This is a genomic window from Micromonospora sp. (genome assembly GCF_048594385.1).
GTDB lineage: Bacteria > Actinomycetota > Actinomycetes > Mycobacteriales > Micromonosporaceae > Micromonospora > Micromonospora wenchangensis.
This window is the reverse complement of the sequence record NZ_JBMDWU010000149.1, coordinates 1-17,752: the sequence shown is the minus strand read 5'-3', so window position 1 is coordinate 17,752 and position 17,752 is coordinate 1. Positions and strand designations below refer to the sequence as shown.

General features: G+C 72.7%; 16 protein-coding genes and 1 pseudogene. 6 read left to right on the top strand and 11 right to left on the bottom strand.

Annotated features, from left to right (window positions below):
• The coding region (locus ACOJTC_RS07515) for a helix-turn-helix domain-containing protein (protein WP_420116296.1) at positions 1-275 on the bottom strand (275 nt) is incomplete at its 3' end.
• A gap of 102 nt (positions 276-377) precedes the next feature.
• Between ACOJTC_RS07515 and ACOJTC_RS07510 the strand changes: the two genes are divergently transcribed.
• Positions 378-1,457 (top strand): hypothetical protein, encoded by a 1,080-nt coding sequence (locus ACOJTC_RS07510; RefSeq protein ID WP_420116295.1) that lies wholly within the window; start codon positions 378-380, stop codon positions 1,455-1,457.
• A gap of 174 nt (positions 1,458-1,631) precedes the next feature.
• Here the strand turns inward: ACOJTC_RS07510 and ACOJTC_RS07505 are convergent, their stop codons facing one another.
• Together ACOJTC_RS07505 and ACOJTC_RS07500 are read right to left on the bottom strand one after the other, a co-directional pair.
• Positions 1,632-3,503, bottom strand: a complete 1,872-nt coding sequence (locus tag ACOJTC_RS07505; protein WP_420116294.1) for a sensor histidine kinase — start codon at positions 3,501-3,503, stop codon at positions 1,632-1,634.
• Complete coding sequence (locus ACOJTC_RS07500; protein WP_420116293.1) at positions 3,496-4,185, bottom strand: response regulator transcription factor; 690 nt, start codon at positions 4,183-4,185, stop codon at positions 3,496-3,498. Before ACOJTC_RS07500 ends, ACOJTC_RS07505 begins: the two co-directional genes overlap by 8 nt.
• 135 nt (positions 4,186-4,320) lie before the next feature.
• On the opposite strand from ACOJTC_RS07500, the gene ACOJTC_RS07495 reads away from it, so the two are divergent.
• Positions 4,321-5,622 carry a hypothetical protein gene (locus tag ACOJTC_RS07495; RefSeq protein WP_420116292.1) on the top strand — a complete coding sequence of 434 codons (1,302 nt, stop codon included), beginning with the start codon at positions 4,321-4,323 and terminating at the stop codon, positions 5,620-5,622.
• A 158-nt stretch (positions 5,623-5,780) separates the two neighbouring features.
• Here the strand turns inward: ACOJTC_RS07495 and ACOJTC_RS07490 are convergent, their stop codons facing one another.
• The 3 genes from ACOJTC_RS07490 to ACOJTC_RS07480 are packed head-to-tail and all read right to left on the bottom strand — an operon-like array spanning position 5,781 to position 8,694.
• Positions 5,781-6,605 carry an ABC transporter ATP-binding protein gene (locus tag ACOJTC_RS07490; RefSeq protein ID WP_420116291.1) on the bottom strand — a complete coding sequence of 275 codons (825 nt, stop codon included), beginning with the start codon at positions 6,603-6,605 and terminating at the stop codon, positions 5,781-5,783.
• 44 nt (positions 6,606-6,649) lie between these two features.
• A complete protein-coding gene (locus ACOJTC_RS07485; protein WP_420116290.1) occupies positions 6,650-7,672 on the bottom strand; it encodes a FecCD family ABC transporter permease in 1,023 nt (340 codons plus the stop codon).
• On the bottom strand, positions 7,669-8,694 hold the full coding sequence (locus tag ACOJTC_RS07480; RefSeq protein ID WP_420116289.1) for a FecCD family ABC transporter permease: 1,026 nt from the start codon (positions 8,692-8,694) through the stop codon (positions 7,669-7,671). Before ACOJTC_RS07480 ends, ACOJTC_RS07485 begins: the two co-directional genes overlap by 4 nt.
• 103 nt (positions 8,695-8,797) lie before the next feature.
• On the opposite strand from ACOJTC_RS07480, the gene ACOJTC_RS07475 reads away from it, so the two are divergent.
• Positions 8,798-9,847 (top strand): iron-siderophore ABC transporter substrate-binding protein, encoded by a 1,050-nt coding sequence (locus ACOJTC_RS07475; RefSeq protein WP_420116288.1) that lies wholly within the window; start codon positions 8,798-8,800, stop codon positions 9,845-9,847.
• Positions 9,844-10,755, top strand: coding sequence for a siderophore-interacting protein (locus ACOJTC_RS07470; protein WP_420116287.1), 912 nt, complete (start codon positions 9,844-9,846; stop codon positions 10,753-10,755). Before ACOJTC_RS07475 ends, ACOJTC_RS07470 begins: the two co-directional genes overlap by 4 nt.
• On the opposite strand, the gene ACOJTC_RS07465 is transcribed toward ACOJTC_RS07470, so the two are convergent.
• Positions 10,697-11,728 carry a LacI family DNA-binding transcriptional regulator gene (locus ACOJTC_RS07465; protein ID WP_420116286.1) on the bottom strand — a complete coding sequence of 344 codons (1,032 nt, stop codon included), beginning with the start codon at positions 11,726-11,728 and terminating at the stop codon, positions 10,697-10,699. The genes ACOJTC_RS07470 and ACOJTC_RS07465 overlap by 59 nt on opposite strands.
• A 75-nt stretch (positions 11,729-11,803) precedes the next feature.
• On the opposite strand from ACOJTC_RS07465, the gene ACOJTC_RS07460 reads away from it, so the two are divergent.
• On the top strand, positions 11,804-12,796 hold the full coding sequence (locus ACOJTC_RS07460; RefSeq protein WP_420116285.1) for a P1 family peptidase: 993 nt from the start codon (positions 11,804-11,806) through the stop codon (positions 12,794-12,796).
• Positions 12,797-12,836: 40 nt separating this feature from the next.
• Here the strand turns inward: ACOJTC_RS07460 and ACOJTC_RS07455 are convergent, their stop codons facing one another.
• Positions 12,837-13,520: a trypsin-like serine protease gene (locus ACOJTC_RS07455; protein WP_420116284.1), complete on the bottom strand. Its 684-nt coding sequence runs from the start codon at positions 13,518-13,520 to the stop codon at positions 12,837-12,839.
• Positions 13,521-13,852: 332 nt separating this feature from the next.
• Here ACOJTC_RS07455 and ACOJTC_RS07450 point away from each other — a divergent pair, with 332 nt between their 5' ends.
• On the top strand, positions 13,853-14,836 hold the full coding sequence (locus tag ACOJTC_RS07450) for an aminoglycoside phosphotransferase family protein (RefSeq protein WP_420116283.1): 984 nt from the start codon (positions 13,853-13,855) through the stop codon (positions 14,834-14,836).
• Here the strand turns inward: ACOJTC_RS07450 and ACOJTC_RS07445 are convergent.
• The 3 genes and pseudogenes from ACOJTC_RS07445 to ACOJTC_RS07435 form a co-directional block, all read right to left on the bottom strand.
• Positions 14,785-15,114 (bottom strand): NAD-binding protein, encoded by a 330-nt coding sequence (locus ACOJTC_RS07445; protein ID WP_420116297.1) that lies wholly within the window; start codon positions 15,112-15,114, stop codon positions 14,785-14,787. The genes ACOJTC_RS07450 and ACOJTC_RS07445 overlap by 52 nt on opposite strands.
• Before the next feature lie 81 nt (positions 15,115-15,195).
• Positions 15,196-15,663, bottom strand: a pseudogene (locus tag ACOJTC_RS07440) (NAD(P)-dependent oxidoreductase); the annotation flags it as partial.
• A 58-nt stretch (positions 15,664-15,721) separates the two neighbouring features.
• Complete coding sequence (locus ACOJTC_RS07435; protein WP_420116282.1) at positions 15,722-16,927, bottom strand: pyridoxal phosphate-dependent aminotransferase; 1,206 nt, start codon at positions 16,925-16,927, stop codon at positions 15,722-15,724.
• Between the last annotated feature and the right edge of the window lie 825 nt (positions 16,928-17,752).

Below are 17,752 nucleotides of genomic sequence, written 5' to 3'. Positions count from 1 at the left end.
GTCTCGGCGACCGTGCGCAGGCCCGCGACGATGAACGTCAGCGGTTCGTCGGTGGGCGCCGTGGCCATGAGTTCCGTGGCGAAGGCGCTGATCTCGGCCTCGTCCGCGAAGAGCACCTCGCGCTTGTCGGCGAAGTGCCGGAAGAACGTGCGCGTCGTCAGGCCGGCCCGCGCGGTGATCGCCGGCACCGTGGTGGCGGCGAAGCCCTGCTCGGCGAAGAGTTCGAGCGCCGCCTGCCGCAGCCGCTCGCGGGCATCCGGTCGCCATCGGGCCATGATCCCAGTGTAGCCGTGATGACATGACGTGTCGTCGACGGTATGGTGATGACACGGCGTGTCGTCACTGGGACGGCTGCCGCACCAGGGCGGAGCTGTGCCATGACCGACGTATGGATCCTCGGCGGCACCGGACGCAGCGGGCGCGCCATCGCGGCCGAACTGCGCCGACGGAGCATCGAGCCGGTGCTGGTCGGCCGGGACGCCGGACGGCTGAAGGCCGCCGCCGACGGGCTGCCGACGATCGTGGCCGGTTCGGTCCGCGAAACCGCCGCCGCGATCCGCCGGGAGCGGCCGGCCGTGGTGGTCAACACCGTCGGACCGTTCGTCGAGACGGCCCTGCCGCTGCTGGACGCGTGCCTCCCGGCCGGCCACTACCTCGACCTCGCCAACGACCTGGCCTCGGTGACGGCGATCCTCGGCCGGCACGGGGAGCTGACGGCCGCGGGGTGCACGGCCGTCACGGGAGCCGGGTTCGGCGTGACCGCCACCGAGAGCGTCGTGGTGAAGCTCTGCGAGGGACGGCCGACACCTCGGCGGGTCCGGGTCGACATGGTGCCCTCGTTGGCCGCCGAGGACGGTGTCGTCGGCGACGCCCTGGCCGCCACGATCGTGGAGGGCATCCCCGGGGTCGAGGGCGGCGGGCGGTTCCAGGGCCGCCGGTACCGCGACGGGCGACTCACCCCGGCCGGTCTCGGCAGCGATCCGATGAAGCTGGTCCTGCCCGACGGGTCCACGGTGACCACCGCCGGCATGCCGCTGGGCGAACTGGTGGCCGCCCAACGGGCCAGCGGTGCCGCGGACGTGCTCGCCGCGTCGAGCGAGGCTCCGTCCTCCCCGGTCGTGCGCGCGGTGCTGCCCGTCGCGACCGCCCTGCTCGCGATCGGCCCGGTGCGCTCCCTGCTGCGGCGACGGCTCGCCGCGGTACCGACCAGGGCCCGCCCGAAGCCCCGCGAGCACTCCTGGGGCCACGCGGTCGTCCAATGGCCGGACGGCAGCATCCGCGAGGGCTGGCTACGGGTCGGCGAGGCCCAGTCCTGGACGGCGACGGTGCCCGCCGAGCTGGTTCGGCGGCTGCTGGCCGGGCAGGGAAAGCCTGGTGCGTACACGCCGGCGGCGCTGTTCGGGTCGACTCTCGCCGAGGCGTGCGGCGGCGTGTACCAGGTGGCAGTGCACCGCTGACGGTCCCCGTGACCGGTCAGCCGCCGGCCGCGACGAGCCGCCGACCGGGCACGTGTTCGGCCGGAACGCTGCCGGGGCGAGGCCACGCCTGAGTGTGGCCGGCGGCAGGGGCGCGGCCCTGATGGGAAAACCGACACCGCCCCGACCACCCGCCGGTCCCACGGCGGTGCGGGGTCAGGGTCGGTCGGGAGGCGGGGCAGGCCGGTCCGGCGGGTCGGCCTGACCGCCTGCGGCCGGCAGGCGAAGGGTGAACACCGCTCCCGTTCCGGCGGCGCCGGCGACCGCCGAGGTGCCACCGTGTGACTCAGCGATCTTGCGGACGATGGCGAGCCCGAGACCGCTGCCGCCCGTTCGCCGGCTGCGGGACTTCTCGGCCCGCCAGAACCGTTCGAAGACGAGCTCACGCTGCTCCTGCGGAATCCCCGGCCCGTTATCGGCCACGACGATCTCGACGTACGCTGCCCGGTGCCGGGCGGAGAGCGTGACCTGGCCGTCGGCGGGGGTGTGCCGGATCGCGTTGGTGATCAGGTTGCCGATGGCCTGCCGGAGCCGGATCGGATCGGCATCGAGGGTGCCGGGTGCGGCATCGACGACCAGCGCGACCCCGGCGGACTCGGCGGCGGGAGCGAAGGCGTCCGCGATCTCGCGGAGCAGTTTGGGCAGCTCGACCTGTTGCCGGTGCAGTGTCAGCTCGCCCGCGTCGGCTGCGGCGAGATCCTGAAGGTCGTCGATGACGTGCTGGAGTAGCAGCGCCTCGTCCAGCAACGAGCTGACCAGGTCCACATCGAGTTCGACCACCCCGTCCTCGGCTGCCTCCAACCAGCCGCGGATGTTCGTCACCGGCGTACGCATCTCGTGGGCGATGTCGCCGACCATGTCGCGGCGCAGTTGCTCTACCCGGCACCGCTGTTCGGCCATCTCGTTGAACGCGGTGCCGAGCCGGGCGATCTCATCGCGTCCGGCGACCCGGACCCGTGCCGTGGTGTCGCCGTTGCGCATCCGCCCGGCCGCAGCGGTCAACGCGTGCAGTGGTCGGACCAGGCGTACCCCCACCAGCACGGTGACACCGACCGCGACGAGCAGCACCACCCCGGCCACCCCGAAGATCCGCAACCGGTTGGCCGGGGTGAGGTCGAAGGCACCGACCGGCACCGGGGTACCCGGGTCGGTGACGAACAGCAGCACGGGTGGCGCGACGTGGTCGGCGATCTGGGTGCGTCGTGCCGTGGCGACACAACCGTCGACGTCGTCGCGTCGTTCGGTGGTGATCGGGCCGGACCCGGCCGGGGTCCACTGTCCGTCGAGGTCGGTTCGCACCGCCGGAATCCGCTGGCGGCCCAGGCAGGTGTTGACGAGGTCGTCGAGCTGGTCCAGCGCCTGTCGCTCGGTGGCGGTCGGCTCGGCCAACGCGTCGAACTCCCCGACGCACCGGGTGTCGGTGGTGACGGTGGTGCCTCGGGACGCGATGCGGGGCCGTCCGCTGGGGGTGACGACGATCTCCGCATCGGTACGGACCGGAAGCAACCCTTCCGCCGCCGTCATCGGGGCCGGGTCGACCGGACCGTGCAGACAGTTCAGCGCCCTCACCGCCATTCTGCGTAGCGCGGTCCGTTCGGCGGCCGGAAGCTGGTACGGGCCGGTGGCCCGCGCGTCGATCCCGCCGGCTCCCGCCGTGCCCGCCAGATCGGTGTTGACGTCGAGCGGATCGACGGTGGCGGAGGCCCGTTGCGGCAGGGCCCCCGCACCGGACGCGGCGAGGGGGGTGCGGTTGCGGTCGGTCAGGACGATCCGTCGCTCGGTGTCCGCCGCGAGGGACCGCACCAGTGGCGAAACGCCCGTCCAGTCGTGGTGCGTCGCGGCGTGCCCGAGCAGGGCGTTGTAGATCCGCGCGTCGTCGGCGAGCGCCCGGCCGCGCTCCTGTTGCAGTGCCCGGGTCGTGTCGCGTACGGCGAGCCAGGCGGTCGCCGAGATCGAGAGTACGGAGATGACCACGCTGAGGGCGAGCAGCCGGACCAGGAGGCTGCCGCGTCCGCACCGCTCAGCCATCGGCGAGTTTGTATCCGATGCCGTACACGGTGAGCAGCCGTGCCGGGCGTCGCGGGTTCGTCTCGATCTTTCGGCGCAGGTTCATCACGTGCACGTCGACCGTGCGGGCGGTGACGTACGAGTCGAGCCCGTGCAGCCGGCGGAGCAGTTGGTCGCGGCTGAACGCTCTACCCGGCTCCGCCGCGAACGCACTCAACAGGGCGAACTCGCCCGGGGTGCACACCACCGGGGTGCCGGCGACGGTGACCTCGTGGCGTACCGGATCAAGGAGAAGGTCGCCCACCCGCAGGGGCGGCGCGACGGGCCGCGCAGCCGTGGACCGGGTCCGACGGAGCAGGGTGCGCACCCGCGCCGCCAGTTCCCGCGGGCTGTACGGCTTCGTCAGGTAGTCGTCGGCGCCCAGGTCCAGGCCCAACAGAAGGTCGTCCTCGGTGCTGCGTGCGGTGACCATCAGCACCGGCACCTCGGAGTCCCGACGCAGGATGCGGCACACGTCGAGGCCGTCGACGCGCGGCATCATGACGTCCAGCACCAGCAGGTCCGGCGGGCGGTGGCGGATCTCGTCCAGCGCTGCCCGGCCATCGTGGACCACCGACACCCGGTGGCCCTCGTGCTCCAGATACCGCCGGAGCAGTTCGGCCTGCTTGGGGTCGTCCTCGGCGACGAGCACGTTCGCGTTCACGGCGGCGAGTCTAGGAGGCGTCAGAACATCGAAACAGGTAGAGAACGGGACCACTACCGGATCACCACAGGTTCCTGACAAGGGTTCGCCAGGATGTGGCACGTACCAGCCCCGGTCCCCGTGAAGGAGAAAAGGTTGTCATTGCTGAAGGGCCTGGCCGCAGTGGCGCTGGTCGCCGCCGGCCTCGTGCCTGCGTCACCCGCCCAGGCCAGGGACCGCACCTATCCGGTCAGGTCGCTCGACTACACCCTCGGCGACCGTGCGTTCACCGTCGCCGGCTTCCACACCGACGGCCCGGACTCGTCGACCCTGGCACCGATCGAGCTGACCGGCAACGTGCACTACCCGGCCGCCGGCAACGGGCCGTTTCCCCTGGTGGTGCTCTCGCACGGCTACTGGTCCACCTGCGCCGACCGGGCTGCCGACGCCGAGGCGGCCCGGATCGAGAAGGAGTCGCCGGACGACTACTACGACGACCCGCGCTGGTTGGACGCCATCCACCGGCTCTGGCAGTGGCCGTGCGCGCCCGGTGTCGCCGCACTACCCAGCTACCGGGGCTACGACTATCTCGCCCGACAGCTCGCCGCCCAGGGAATGGTCGTCGTCTCGATCAGCGCCAACGGAATCAACGCCGGTCAGATCGGCACCGAGGCCGACAACGCCCGCGCGAAGCTCATCAACAAGCATCTCGCGCTCTGGACCGAACTGGCCCGCACGGGCGGTGGCGCGCTGGCCGGCCACTTCAGCGGCCCGACCCCGAACCTCAAAGGCAGGATCGACTTCTCTCGTACGGGGACACTCGGCCACTCACGCGGCGGCCGTGCGGTGGCCTGGCACGCCGCGGACGTCCACCGCGTCGACCTTCCGGCAGGCGTACGCGTGGCCGGCGTCCTCGCCCTCGCCGCCGCCGGCTCGGGCACCGCCACCAATCCCGGTTCCCCGGATGCCAAGCTCTACCGGGTGACCTCGGCACCGCTCGCGGTGTGGGTCGGCGGCTGCGACAGCGAGCAGGGTCTCGACTATGCGAAGTTGGCAACCGGTCACACGCGTGAGCCGGTCTACACCTGGCATGTTCGTGGCGCGAACCACAACTTCCTCAACACCCAGTGGTCTCCCGGGAGCGGGCAGGTCGGCGCCATCGACGACCAGGGCTTCGGTCCGGCACCGGGCTGGTGCGGCACCCCGACGTTCCCGGACTGGGACCCGGACAGCGGCACCCCCGAACCGCCGATCGAGTGGTCGCACGTGACCCGCAAACTGACCGAGACCGAACAGCGCCAGGTCAGCGCCGGATACGTCACCGCATTCTTCCGTTCGGTGCTCCTGGGCGACCGGCAGGCCGAGGCGGTCGTCAGCGGTGGCGTCCACCCGTACGCCTCGTTCACCGTGGTCGACGCCGAGAAGATCGTTCCCCGACCCCGGCGGGGCCTGCGGTAGCGCCGTACGGCGGTGAAGCCCTCGTCGTCCACGGTCGGGCCGTGGCTGGCCGGTAGCGATGTCCGGGGCCGGGGCCTCCGTAGCCGATCGGCGCGGCTGTCAGGGTCGGACAGGTTCCGTCCGACCCTGACAGGCCGGCCGTCGGCAGGACGGTCCGCTCATCCACCGGGCGCCACCGCTGGGCTGGTCGGGTGGGGGCGGGCGGACTCGGGGAACACCGCGGGAGTGCCCGTCACCGGATCGGGCACGATCCGGCAGCGCAACCCGAACACGTCGGCGACGAGGTCCGGGGTGAGCGCCGTCGACGGGTGACCGGTCATGGCGACCTGGCCGTCGCGCAGCACCACCAGGTCGGTGGCGTAGCGGGCCGCCTGGTTGAGGTCGTGCAGGACGGCGACCACGGTCCGGCCGCCGGCGTGCAGGTCGGCGAGCAGGTCGAGGACCTCGTACTGGTGGGCGATGTCGAGGTAGGTGGTCGGTTCGTCGAGCAGCAGGATCGGGGTGTCCTGCGCCAGCAGCATGGCCAACCAGGCGCGTTGCCGTTGGCCTCCGGAGAGTTCCGCCAGCACCCGGTCGCCGAGGTCGGTGGTGCCGGTGGCGGCCAGCGCCGCGGTGACCGCCCGTTCGTCGTGCGACGTCCAGCGGCTCAGCGCCGAGCGGTGCGGGTGCCGCCCCCGCAGCACCAGATCGGTGACGGTCATCCCCGCCGGTGCCTCGATGCCCTGGGGGAGCAGCCCCACGGTACGGGCGTACTGCCGCCGGCGGTAGCCGTGCACGTCGCGGCCGAGGACGGCCACCCGGCCCGCGCTGGGCCGCAACACCCGGGCGATGGTGCGCAGCAGGGTCGACTTGCCGCACCCGTTCGGCCCGATGAAGACGGTGAAGCTCCCCTCGGCGATCCGCAGGGAGACGTCCCGGCAGACGGTCCGACGGTCGTAGCCGACGGTGACCGAGTCCAGTTCGATCGCGGGCGGGGCGGTCATGGTTGCCTCCGGGGTGGGCGGTGCGGTGCGGGACGGGCGGCGGCTCACCCGGGCCTCCCTCGCCAGCTCCAGGCCAGGACGAGAGCGAGGTAGCCGCCGCCGACGACGCCGGTGACCGCGCCGACGGGCAGTTGCTGCCCGGGGACGAGCCGTTGGGCGAGCTGGTCGGCGGCGAGCAGCAGCACGGCGCCGAACACCGCGCTCGTGGTCACCAGGGGAGCGGCGACGCGGGTGAGCCGGCGGGCCAGGTGGGGGGCGGCCAGGGCGACGAAGCCGACAGGTCCGGCGCCGGCGACCCCGACGGCGGTGAGCGCGACCGCCAGGGCCGTCGCGGTGAGGCGTTGCCGGCGTACGGGTACGCCGAGGCTGAGTGCCTTGTCCTCGCCGTTCTCGATGAGTCGCAGCCCCCGGGCCGCCAGCACGGCGGGTGGCAGCAGCGCGGCGAGCGCGCCGAGCAGCAGCGGCAGGTGCGGGCCGCTGCCGTTGAGGCTGCCGACGAGCCAGACGGCGGCGTTCTGCGCGTCGGTCACCTCGGCGCGGGTCAGCAGGTACGCGTTGACGGAGGTGAGCAGGGCGGACAGGCCGATCCCGACGAGGATGAGGCGTTGCCCGGTTCCGCCGAGCAGCAGGGCCGCCCCGGCGACGGCGGCACCGCCGAGCACCGCACCCACGGCGGGGGTGAGTCGGGTGTCGTGGAGAACCAGCAGGACGACGAGTGCGCCGGTGACGGCACCGACGGTGAAGCCGACGATGTCGGGGCTGCCGAGGGGATTACGGCTGGCGCTCTGGAAGAGTGCGCCGGCCGCGCCGAGGGCGGCTCCGACGGCGAGTGCGGTGCCGATCCGGGGCAGCCGCAGCTCGAACAGGACGAACCGCAGGCCGGGGTCGCCGCCCCCGGTCAGCGCCGGCCACAGGTCGTGCGGCGGGGTGGCGTACCGGCCGCTGGCCAGGGCGACGACGGCCAGCCCGACGCCGAGGGCCAGGGCGAGGAGGCAGGCCAGGGTGGCGCGGTGGGTGTGCCGGCGGCGGGTGCGGCGGCCCGGACCGCTGGTCGCGGTGGTGGTCATGGGCGGGGAATCCTCCGGGCGCGGACCAGGGCGATGAACACGGGCGCGCCGATCGCGCCCATGATGACCGCGACCTCGATCTCTCCGGGTCGGGCCAGCAGCCGGCCGATCACGTCGGCGGTGATCAGCAGGATCGGGCCGAGCAGGCAGGCGTAGGCGACGATCCACCCGAGCCGGGGGCCGCAGATCGCCCGGGCGGCGTGGGGGACGGCGAGCCCGAGGAAGCCGATGGGGCCGGCCACGGCGGTCGCGCCGCCGCAGAGCAGGGTGGTGGCGACCAGCGCGAGCAGCCGGGTGCGGCCGGGGCTGACCCCCAGCGCGGTGCCGCCCTCGTCGCCGAAGCGCAGCACGTCCAGCGGTCGGATCACGCCGACGGTGACGACCAGGCCGGCGAGCAGCGCCGGTGCCGCCGTGAGCAGGGCGGACGGCGGCTGGTCGGCGAGGCTGCCGACGGCCCAGAAGCGGTACCTGTCGAATGCGGTCTGGTCGATCAGGGTGACACCGGCGACGGCCCCGGTCAGGCAGGCGCCGACGGCCGCGCCGGCCAGGACCAGCCGGCCGTCCTCGGCCCTGCCCGGCCCCCGGGTGCCGCCGATGATGGTGACCAGGCCGGCGGCGAGGCCCGCGCCGAGCAGGGCGAGCAGCAGGTGTCCGCGTTGGCTGCCCACCCCGGCGAGGATGCCGGCGACCACCGCGGCGGCGGCTCCGGCGTTGACGCCCAGCAGCCCGGGGTCGGCGAGGGGGTTGCGGGTGAGGGCCTGCATCAGGGTGCCGGCCAGCGCCAGGGCCGCGCCGACGCAGATCGCGATCACGGTACGGGGCAGCCGGACCTCCCAGACGATCAGGCCCGCCTCGCTGTCGCCGTGGGCGAGGAGTTCCCGCAGCACGACGCCGGTCGTCAGTGGCAGCGCGCCGACGGCGAGGCTGGCGGTGATGGCGGCCAGCAGAGCGAGCGCGCAGGCGAGCAGCCCGGCGGCGAGCAGGCGGGGGCGGCGTAAGCCGGTGGGGGTGGCGACCGACACTGTGACTCACTTCATGGTGGAACGTTCCATCACTGGCTAAGGTAAACCTACCCTAAGCCACTGGGAACGTCGTTCTCGCTGCCCCTCCTGAGGATCGAATGCCATGTCACACACCCGCCCACGCCGGCTGAGCACCATCCTGACCGCCGCCACACTGGCGCTCGTCGTGCTGGTGGCCGGCGGTTGCGCCACCGGTGAGGCGAAGCCCGCCGCCCCCGCGTCCGGATCGTCCGACGCCGCGTTCCCCACCACCCTCACCCACGCCTTCGGCGCGACCACCCTCACCGCCAAGCCCGAACGGATCGTGGTGGTGGGCCTCAAGGAACAGGACTACTTCCTCGCCCTCGGCGAGGTGCCGGTGGCGATCCGCGACTGGTACGGCAACCAGCCGAACGCGACCTGGCCGTGGGCCCGGGAACGACTCGGCACGGCCAAGCCGGAGGTGCTGGCCCGCGCCGAACTCGACTACGAACAGATCGCCGCACTGCGCCCCGACGTCATCGTCGGCCTCTCCTCCGGCATGTCCCGGCAGGAGTACGACCTGCTCACCAAGATCGCCCCCACCGTCGCCCAGCCGGCCGGCGACGGCAGCTGGGCGGTGACCTGGCAGCAGATGAGCAGGGCCGCCGGACAGATCACCGGCCACCGCGCCGAGGCCGAGAAACTCGTCGCCGACCTGGAACAGCGGATCGCCTCGGTCGCCGCCGCCCATCCCCGCCTCAAGGGCGCCCGCACCGTGTTCGCCTCCACCTACGAAGGCCAGTACTACCTGTTCAGCCCCGAGACCACCGCCTCGAAGGTGCTGCTCGACCTCGGACTGACCATGGCACCCGAGGTCACCACCCTCACCGCGAACGCCAACCAGTCCGCCACCATCAGCCGCGAACGGTTCGACCTGGTGGACGTGGACGTCGCCGTCTGGTCCGAGGCGGCCACCGACCCGGGCGTGACCACTCTGCTCGGCGACCCGCTCTACACCCGGCTGGACGTCCGCACCCAACGCCGCGACGTCTTCCTCGGCACCGAGGCCAACGGCGCGCTCGCGTTCGCCTCCGTGCTGAGCCTGCCCTACGTCCTGGACAGGATCGTCCCCGCGCTCACCGTCGCGGTCGACGGCGACCCGGCCACCAGGTCGGAGTACAGCGCGACATGACCGACACGCTCACCCGACCCGGCTTCTGGACCGCCACCGTGCACGAGGTCCGGCGGCTGACCCCGCACCTGCAACGGATCGTCCTCGGCGGTCCCGACCTCGCCAACTTTCCCTCCCTCGGCGCACCGGACGAGTCGGTGACGCTCTACCTCCCCCGCCCCGGCGAGTCGGCCCCACCGCCGATGACCCTGCGCGGCGAGGTGTGGGGCTACCACGACGAGCAGCACCCGCCCGTCGGCCGTAACTACTCCGTCCGCGCCGTTGACCCCGTCGGGGCGCGGCTGACCATCGACTTCGCCCTGCACGACCACGGCCCCGCCACGTCCTGGGCGCGGCAGGCCGGGACCGGCGCCGGTCTGCTGCTGTGGCGGTGCCGCGCCTGGTTCCGTCCCCCCGCTGACACCCGCTGGCTGGTGCTCGCCGCCGACCTGTCCGGGCTGCCCGCAGCGACCCGTGCCGTCGCGGAACGCACCCCCGGCCTCCCGGTGCGGGTGCTGGTGGACCTGCCGGACCTGGCCGACGCCCGGGACCTGCTCGCCGCCGCCGGCGACGACCCCACCGTGCACATCGACGTACGGGTCGGGGTCGGCAACGGCGACGGTCCGGGCAGCCTCGCCGACCGGCTGCGGGACGAGACCCTGCCCGACGGCCCCGGCTACGTCTGGGTCGCCGGCGAGGCGGGGGAGTGCCGAACGGCCCGGTCCGTGCTGCGCACCGTGCACCGGCTGCCCCGCGACCGCGCCGTCTGCGTGGGCTACTGGCGCACCGACTCCGCCGACTGGGAACGCCGCTACACCCGCTTCCGCCCCCTGCTCGACCAGGTCTACCAGGACGGCCTCGCGGCCGGGCTCAACCCGGTGGAAGCGGGCGACCGGATGGAGGAGGCACTGGAACGGATGACCCGGTGACCGGCCCCCGGGTCGACTCCCGCCACCACAGGTGGACCGGATGCTCGTAGTCCCCACCCGGGCCGCCACCGATCAGGTCGTCGAGCAGGTCGGCGCAGCGGCGTCCGGCGTCCAACGGCGACAGGTCGAGCGCGGTGATCGGCGGTTGACCCAGGCGCAGGGCGCTCGACTCGGTGGCGCTGGCCAGCAGGACGTCCCGCCCGACCCGGCGGCCGAGCCCGTGCAGCACCTGCACGGCCGTCGGCGCGGTGTCCACCGAGGCGCACACCAGGGCATCCACCCCCGGCGCGGCGAGCACCTGCTCGACCGCCCGGGACACCTCCGCCGGCGACGGCACCCACGGATGGTGCGCCACCACGGGGGCGACGCCGTGCCGGGCGCACCAGTCCCGGTGCGCCGCCGCCAACTGGGCCGCCCAGTCGCCCGTCTCCGGTGGCACCACCAGGGCGGGACGCCGGGCCCCGGCCCCGGCCATCCGGTCCAGCAGCCCGGTGAGCGCGCGGTGGTGGTCCGCCCAGAGCACGACGTCCGCGCGCATCCCGGCCGGGGGCCGTTCGAAACACACGACCGGCACGCCACCCTGCATCAGGACCGGCACGAACGCGTCGTCCCGGTGCGGATCGGCCACGATCACCCCGTCGAGCGCGCGGGGCGACCGGCGTTCCGAGGCGGTCAGGATCGAGACGTCCCGGTCGCGGGCGGCGGCACGTTCCATGACGCCGAAGACGAACCGCATGTAGAACTCCGACGTGGACGGCACGCCCGGAACGTAGACCCCGATGACGCCGGTCCGCCCGCCCCGCAACTGCCGGGCCGCCCGGTTGGGGACGTAACCCAGTTCCTCCATCGCCGCACGGACCCGTTCCCGGGTCGCCTCGGAGACCCGGCCGGAACACGACAGCACATTGGAAACGGTGGACTTGCCGACACCCGCCCGGCGCGCGACATCGTGCAGCGTGACGGGACGGGCCATCAGCCCAGTCTAGGTAACCGGGCGTCGGTCGGGACACGCCGCCACCACACCCCCCCACGAGAGACGGTGATCCTCATGTCCGAGCACCATCCCGCCCCGCCGCGTACGACGGCACCCGTCGGCAACGACCACCGGCGACGACCCGCGGTGCTCGGTGCGGCGGGCGACGGGTGGGTCGACTTCGACCTGCCCGGCGTGGCGATCGGCACCGCCGAGTATCCCGACGGCCCGACCGGCGTCACCGTGCTCAGCGTCCCCGGCGGCGCGCGTACCGCCGTCGACAAGCGGGGCGGGGCCGTCGGGGTCAGCGGCGGCTTCCCGTACCACCACGCGTTGTGCTTCGCCGGCGGGTCGAGCTTCGGGCTCGCCGCGGCGTCAGGCGTCTACGACGAACTGCTCCGCCGCACCGGCTACGCGACCGACTTCGGCAGCCTGCCGGTGGTGTCCGGGGCCGTCGTCTACGACTTCACGCCCCGGGACAACGCCATCTACCCCGACGCCGGGCTCGGCGCCGACGGGCTGCGCGCGGTACGCGCCGACCGGGTGGCCGTCGGGAGGGTCGGTGCGGGTGTCGGCGCGACCGTCGGCAAGGTCGACAACGCCCGCGCCGAGTGGGGCGGGCAGGGGGCCGCCTTCGCCCGCGTCGGCGCGGCCCGGCTGCTGGTACTGACCGTGGTCAACGCGATGGGTGTGATCGTCGACCGCGACGGCGGGATCGTGCGCGGCAACCTCGACCCGGCTACCGGCCGGCGTCGCCACCCGGCCGAGGACTACGCCGAGCTGGTCGCGGCGGCCGCACCGGATCTCGCGCCCACCGGCGGGAACACCACCCTGACCGCCGTGGTCACCAACGTCCGGATGACCGACGCCGAACTCGCCCAGTTCGCCACCCATGTGCACAGCTCCATGCACCGGGCGATCCAGCCCTTCCACACCATCGCCGACGGTGACACCCTGTTCGCCCTGACCACCGACGAGGTGACGATGCCCGCCCCGTCGCTGCGGCTGGGCACGGTCGCCGCCGAACTGGCCTGGGACGCCGTCCTCACCAGCGTCGACGCCGCCTGACGACGACCCCGCCCACGTCGCCCGGCCGATCAGACCGGGTTCAGTCGATTCCGTCGACCCCGCTGACGCTCTTGATCCAGCCGGCCAGGAAACCGGTGGGAACGGACAGCCCACCCAGCTCGTCGTCGGAGTGGGTGAACACGGCCTGGACGCGGTTGTTCTGCCAGACGGCCGCCCCGGAGTCACCGTCCAGGGGAACCCCGTCGAGTCCCTCCAACTCCAGCTCCGAGGCGATGGATCGCTCGACCCGCAGGCTGCACACCCGCAGGGTCGATGCCGGTGGCCCGTTCGTCTCGGTCTGCCCCCAGCCGCGGATGGCGACGGTGACCCCGGTCTTGAGTAGATCAATGTCCCTGCTGTAGGGAACGACGAGATTACTCTGGGTGACGTTCGACGCCAGATGCAGGACTGCCATGTCGTAGCCCTTCGGTGCCGCCGCCGTGCCGTCGACGATGATGCGCTGACCGCTGCCGAGACGCTTGTCGCCCGCCTTGACCACGAGGCGGCTGCTGTGGAGGCAGTGTGCCGCGGTGAGCACGTAGTGCACATGGATGAGCGAGCCGGTACAGCGGAAGTCGGCCCCTCCGTTGTTCCAGATCTGCACCTGCCCGTGCAGCGACGACGTGGTGGTGCCGCCGGCGATCGCCGATGCGGGGGTCTGCGGGCCGACCACCAGTACGGCTCCGCACAGTACGGCGAGCAAAGCTCTACAGAACGGTTTCACCGGCACTCCTCCGTGCATGTGGAAACAGCAGATTCGCGGCGGAAATCGGGAGAAGCGGATGGCGTGACGTGCGGTTACCTCACTCCAGCAGGCACATCCCCGCCCGCCCGGCGCGGTCCGGGCACTCGCTCTGCACCCCGATGAGCCGAACGGCCCGACCGCGGTGTCAGCATGCCCGGTCCAGGCACCATCCACAATCACCACTGCGACCCGACGAGCAACACGTCTACTCCCGTCGCCGGAACCAGGTCGCGAGTTCCCGGCCTTCATCGTCGCGACCGGCCGGTGACGAGGACCCGCGAGACGCCTCTGCGGGACTACCGTTGTTCCGCATGACCCACCGGGAAGAGGAGATCACCGCGGAGCTGGTCCAGGAGTTGGTTCGGGACCAACACCCCGACCTCGCCGGTCTTCCCGTTCGGCTGGGCGCACGCGGGTGGGACAACCAGATGTGGCGGCTCGGTGACGAGCTGGCTGTCCGGCTCCCCTGGGCGACCGACCGCGCGGACGCGCTGCTACGCAAGGAGTTCACCTGGCTGCCCACCCTGGCCCCGCACCTTCCGCTGCCGGTCCCCGTGCCGCAACGGATCGGCGCACCCTCCGACCGGTTCCCCCGGTGCTGGCTCGTCACCACGTGGGTGCCGGGTGTCCCCGCCGACCGGCACCCCGTCACCCGGGCCACCGACGCGGCGCACTCCCTGGCCGCCTTCCTGACCGCACTGCACCAGCCTGCCCCCACCGGCGCTCCGACCGGCGGCAGTCGGGGCGGCCCGCTGACCGACCACACCGAGGGATTCACCGCATCGCTCACCGACGCCACCGAACGGGGCCTGATCCCCGACCCGGACGCGGTGCGCGCCATCTGGCACGACGCCGTCACCGCCCCCGGCTGGACGGGGCCGTTGTGCTGGCTGCATGCCGACCTGCACCCGGCCAACGTCCTCACCACCGACGGCACCCTCCGCGGCGTCATCGACTTCGGCGACCTCGGAACGGGCGACCCCGCCTACGACCTCGCCGCCGGGTGGCTCCTGCTACCCGACGACGGCATCGACCACTTCCTCGCCGCCTACCGGCCGGCACCCGACACCGCCACCATCCGCCGTGCCCGGGGGTGGGCCCTGGCGCGCGCCCTCGGCGGCATCCTGATCGGCGACGCCGGCGTCCACGGCCGCCCTGGCGGCAAACCGTCCTGGGGCCCTCCCGCTCAGGCCGCCGTGCGACGCCTCACCGCCACCACCGGTACTCCGCCGCCGGACCAGCGTCACGGGACGAAGCTGGCGTGGTACGAAGCCGCCATGTCCTCGTCGCCGTGACCCTGCGCGGCCGCCCGCCGGAACCGTTGCGCACCGGCGGCCAGGACGTCGAGGCGTACCCCGTGGTCCTCGCCGGCCGCGACGATCAGCCGGGCGTCCTTCTCGGCGGTCTCCACCGCGAAGCTCGCCGGCGACAACCGGCCCTGCCGCACCAGGTCGGTCTTGGCACGCAGGTAGCCCATGTCCAGCGGGCCGCCCTCGATCACCTCGAAGAAGCGGTCCGGGTCGACGCCGAGCGCCCCGGCCAACGCCAGCATCTCGACCGCGCCGTGGGTCACCGTCAGGACCCAACTGTTCGCCACCAGCTTCAACCGGGTGGCGTCGCCCCGCGCGCCGTCCTCAGCGAGCCACACCACCCGGGCCGCGATCGCGTCGAACACCGCGGTGAGCTTCTCCCGGCCGGTCTGCGGCCCGGCGGCGAGCACGGTCAACCGGCCGGCCTCGGCGGGCTGCCGGGTGCCGAGCACGGGCGAGTCGTAGAACGCCACCCGGTGCTCGGCGGCGATCTCGGCGAACCCGGCCGTGTCGGCCAGGCCCACGGTGGTGGTCTGCAGCCAGGCCGCGCCCGCCTTCAGCCCGGGTGCGGCCCGCCCGATCACCTCGCGGACGGTCGCCCCGTCGTACAGCATCGTGATGATCACGTCGGCGTCACGTACGGCGTCGGCCGGGGTCTGCGCCACGGTCGCGCCGGTCCCCGCCGCCTTCTCCGGGGACCGGTTCCACACGCGGACGACGTGCCCCGCCCGGACGAGGTTGCGGGCCATGGCGGCACCCATGATGCCCGCGCCCAGCACCGCCACGGTCGACTTCTCGGTCATCGGTCCATCCTCTCGCCCACGACCGGCGGCCTGAGCAGGCTGGTGGTGAGCTGGTAGCGGGCGCCTCCTACTGCCGGTAGGTGGACAGGAAGGTGCGGATGCGCCCGATCGCGTCGTCGAGGACGTCGGTCGGGGCCAGGAACACCATGCGCAGGTGGTCCGGGGTGTCGATGTTGAAGCCGCTGCCGTGCGAGATCAGCAGATGCTGCTGCTCCAGCAGGTCGATCACGAGCTTCTCGTCGTCGTGGATCTTGTGGACGGCCGGATCGAGGCGGGCGAAGAGGTACAGCGCGCCCTCCGGCTTGACGCAGTCGACGCCGGGGATCGAGACGACCTCGCGCCAGGCGTGGTCGCGCTGTTCGAGCAGACGCCCGCCGGGCCGGATCAGCTCGTCGATGCTCTGGTAGCCGCCGAGCGCCGTCTGGATGGCGTGCTGGGCCGGCACGTTCGGGCAGACCCGGAGGTTGGCCAGCAGTTGCAGCCCGTTCAGGTAGTCCGTGTCGGTGCCGGTGAACCCGCTGGTGGCGAGCCAGCCGGAGCGGAAGCCGGCGGCCCGGTAGACCTTCGACAGGCCGCCCATGCTGACCACCGGCACGTCCGGGGCGAGCGCCGCGAGCGTGTGGTGGGTGGCGCCGTCGTACACGATCCGGTCGTAGATCTCGTCGGCGAAGATCATCAGGCCGTGCCGGCGGGCCAGTTCGATCATGCCGAGCAGGGTCTGCTCCGAGTACACCGCGCCGGTCGGGTTGTTCGGGTTGATCACCACGAGGGCGCGGGTACGTTCGGTGATCCGCGAGGCCAGGTGCTCCAGGTCGGGTTGCCAGCCGGCGCTCTCGTCGCAGCGGTAGTGCACGGCCTGCCCGCCGCACAGGTTGACCGCGGCGGTCCAGAGCGGGTAGTCCGGGCTGGGCACCAGCACCTCGTCGCCGGAGTCGAGCAGCGCCTGCAACACCATCATGATCAGCTCGGAGACCCCGTTGCCGAGCAGCACGTCGTCCGGCTGGACGTCGGTCACGCCCAGGTTCTGGTACCGCTGGGCGACGGCGACCCGCGCCGAGTAGATGCCCCGGGCGTCGCTGTAGCCCTGCGCCTCGACGAGGTTCTGCACCACGTCGGCGACGATCGGCCCGGGGGTGGCCAGCCCCCAGGGTGCCGGGTTGCCCAGGTTCAGCTTGAGGATCCGGTGGCCGGCGGCCTCCATCTCCTGTGCCCGCCGCAGCACCGGCCCGCGGATGTCGTACCGGACGCTCTTCAGCCGTTTGGCCTGCCGCATCGGACCTCCTTGCCCCACCCGGACACTTTGCCCCGGAAAGCACCCTAGTACGGCGGCGGACCAGCGGCGGCTCCGGTCCACCGCCGCAGCGTGCGGTCGACGAGCACGTCGACCGCTCCCGTACCCGTCCTGCGGCGTCACGGGCCGGCCGTGGTGCGGCCACGGTGGTGCCCGTGCGTCACGTGTCGACCGCCCGGTCGGCGAGGGCTGCGGGGAGCGGTCCAGAAAATCTGGTCTCTGGAGACTAGACATTCCCGGTGGCCCTGGTTAGTCTTTGTCCCGTTGACGACGAAGATCGGTTGAAGGCGCCGACGTGACAGGCCGAGCGTCGGAGCAGAGCCCGGAGGTTCTCGTGGCCCGCTCGGCAGCCGTGGTGGAACCACACCGTGGGAAACACCGCACGTGCACGACAAGACCTTGACGTAATTCCAGGTCAGGGCAATGCAGGCGGGGCCGGTGCACGGTTCGGGGCGCTGCCTGATGCAACAGGATCCGCCGCACATGTGCGGGGCCATGAAGTCGCGTGGGGCTCCGACATCGACGGATAGCACCGTAGCTGGTGAGAAGGAGAGGAAAGGGAGGGTTTGACGCCGTTGGATCGCCCGCCGTCAGGACGTAGTTCCCGTTCTGCGGTGGACACCGTAATCACTTTGAACGCGAGGTGGTCTCCGGTCACGCTTATGCGATCCTCGCACCACCTGCTGACAGCGGCAGGGTGCGGAGAAGAGAACCCGACGAACCTGTCGGTGAATGGTGTGTTCAACCCGTAACCCCGGGCCCCCGCGCGCCGCGCGCCGGGGCCCACGATCGCGCAGAAGGAAAGTT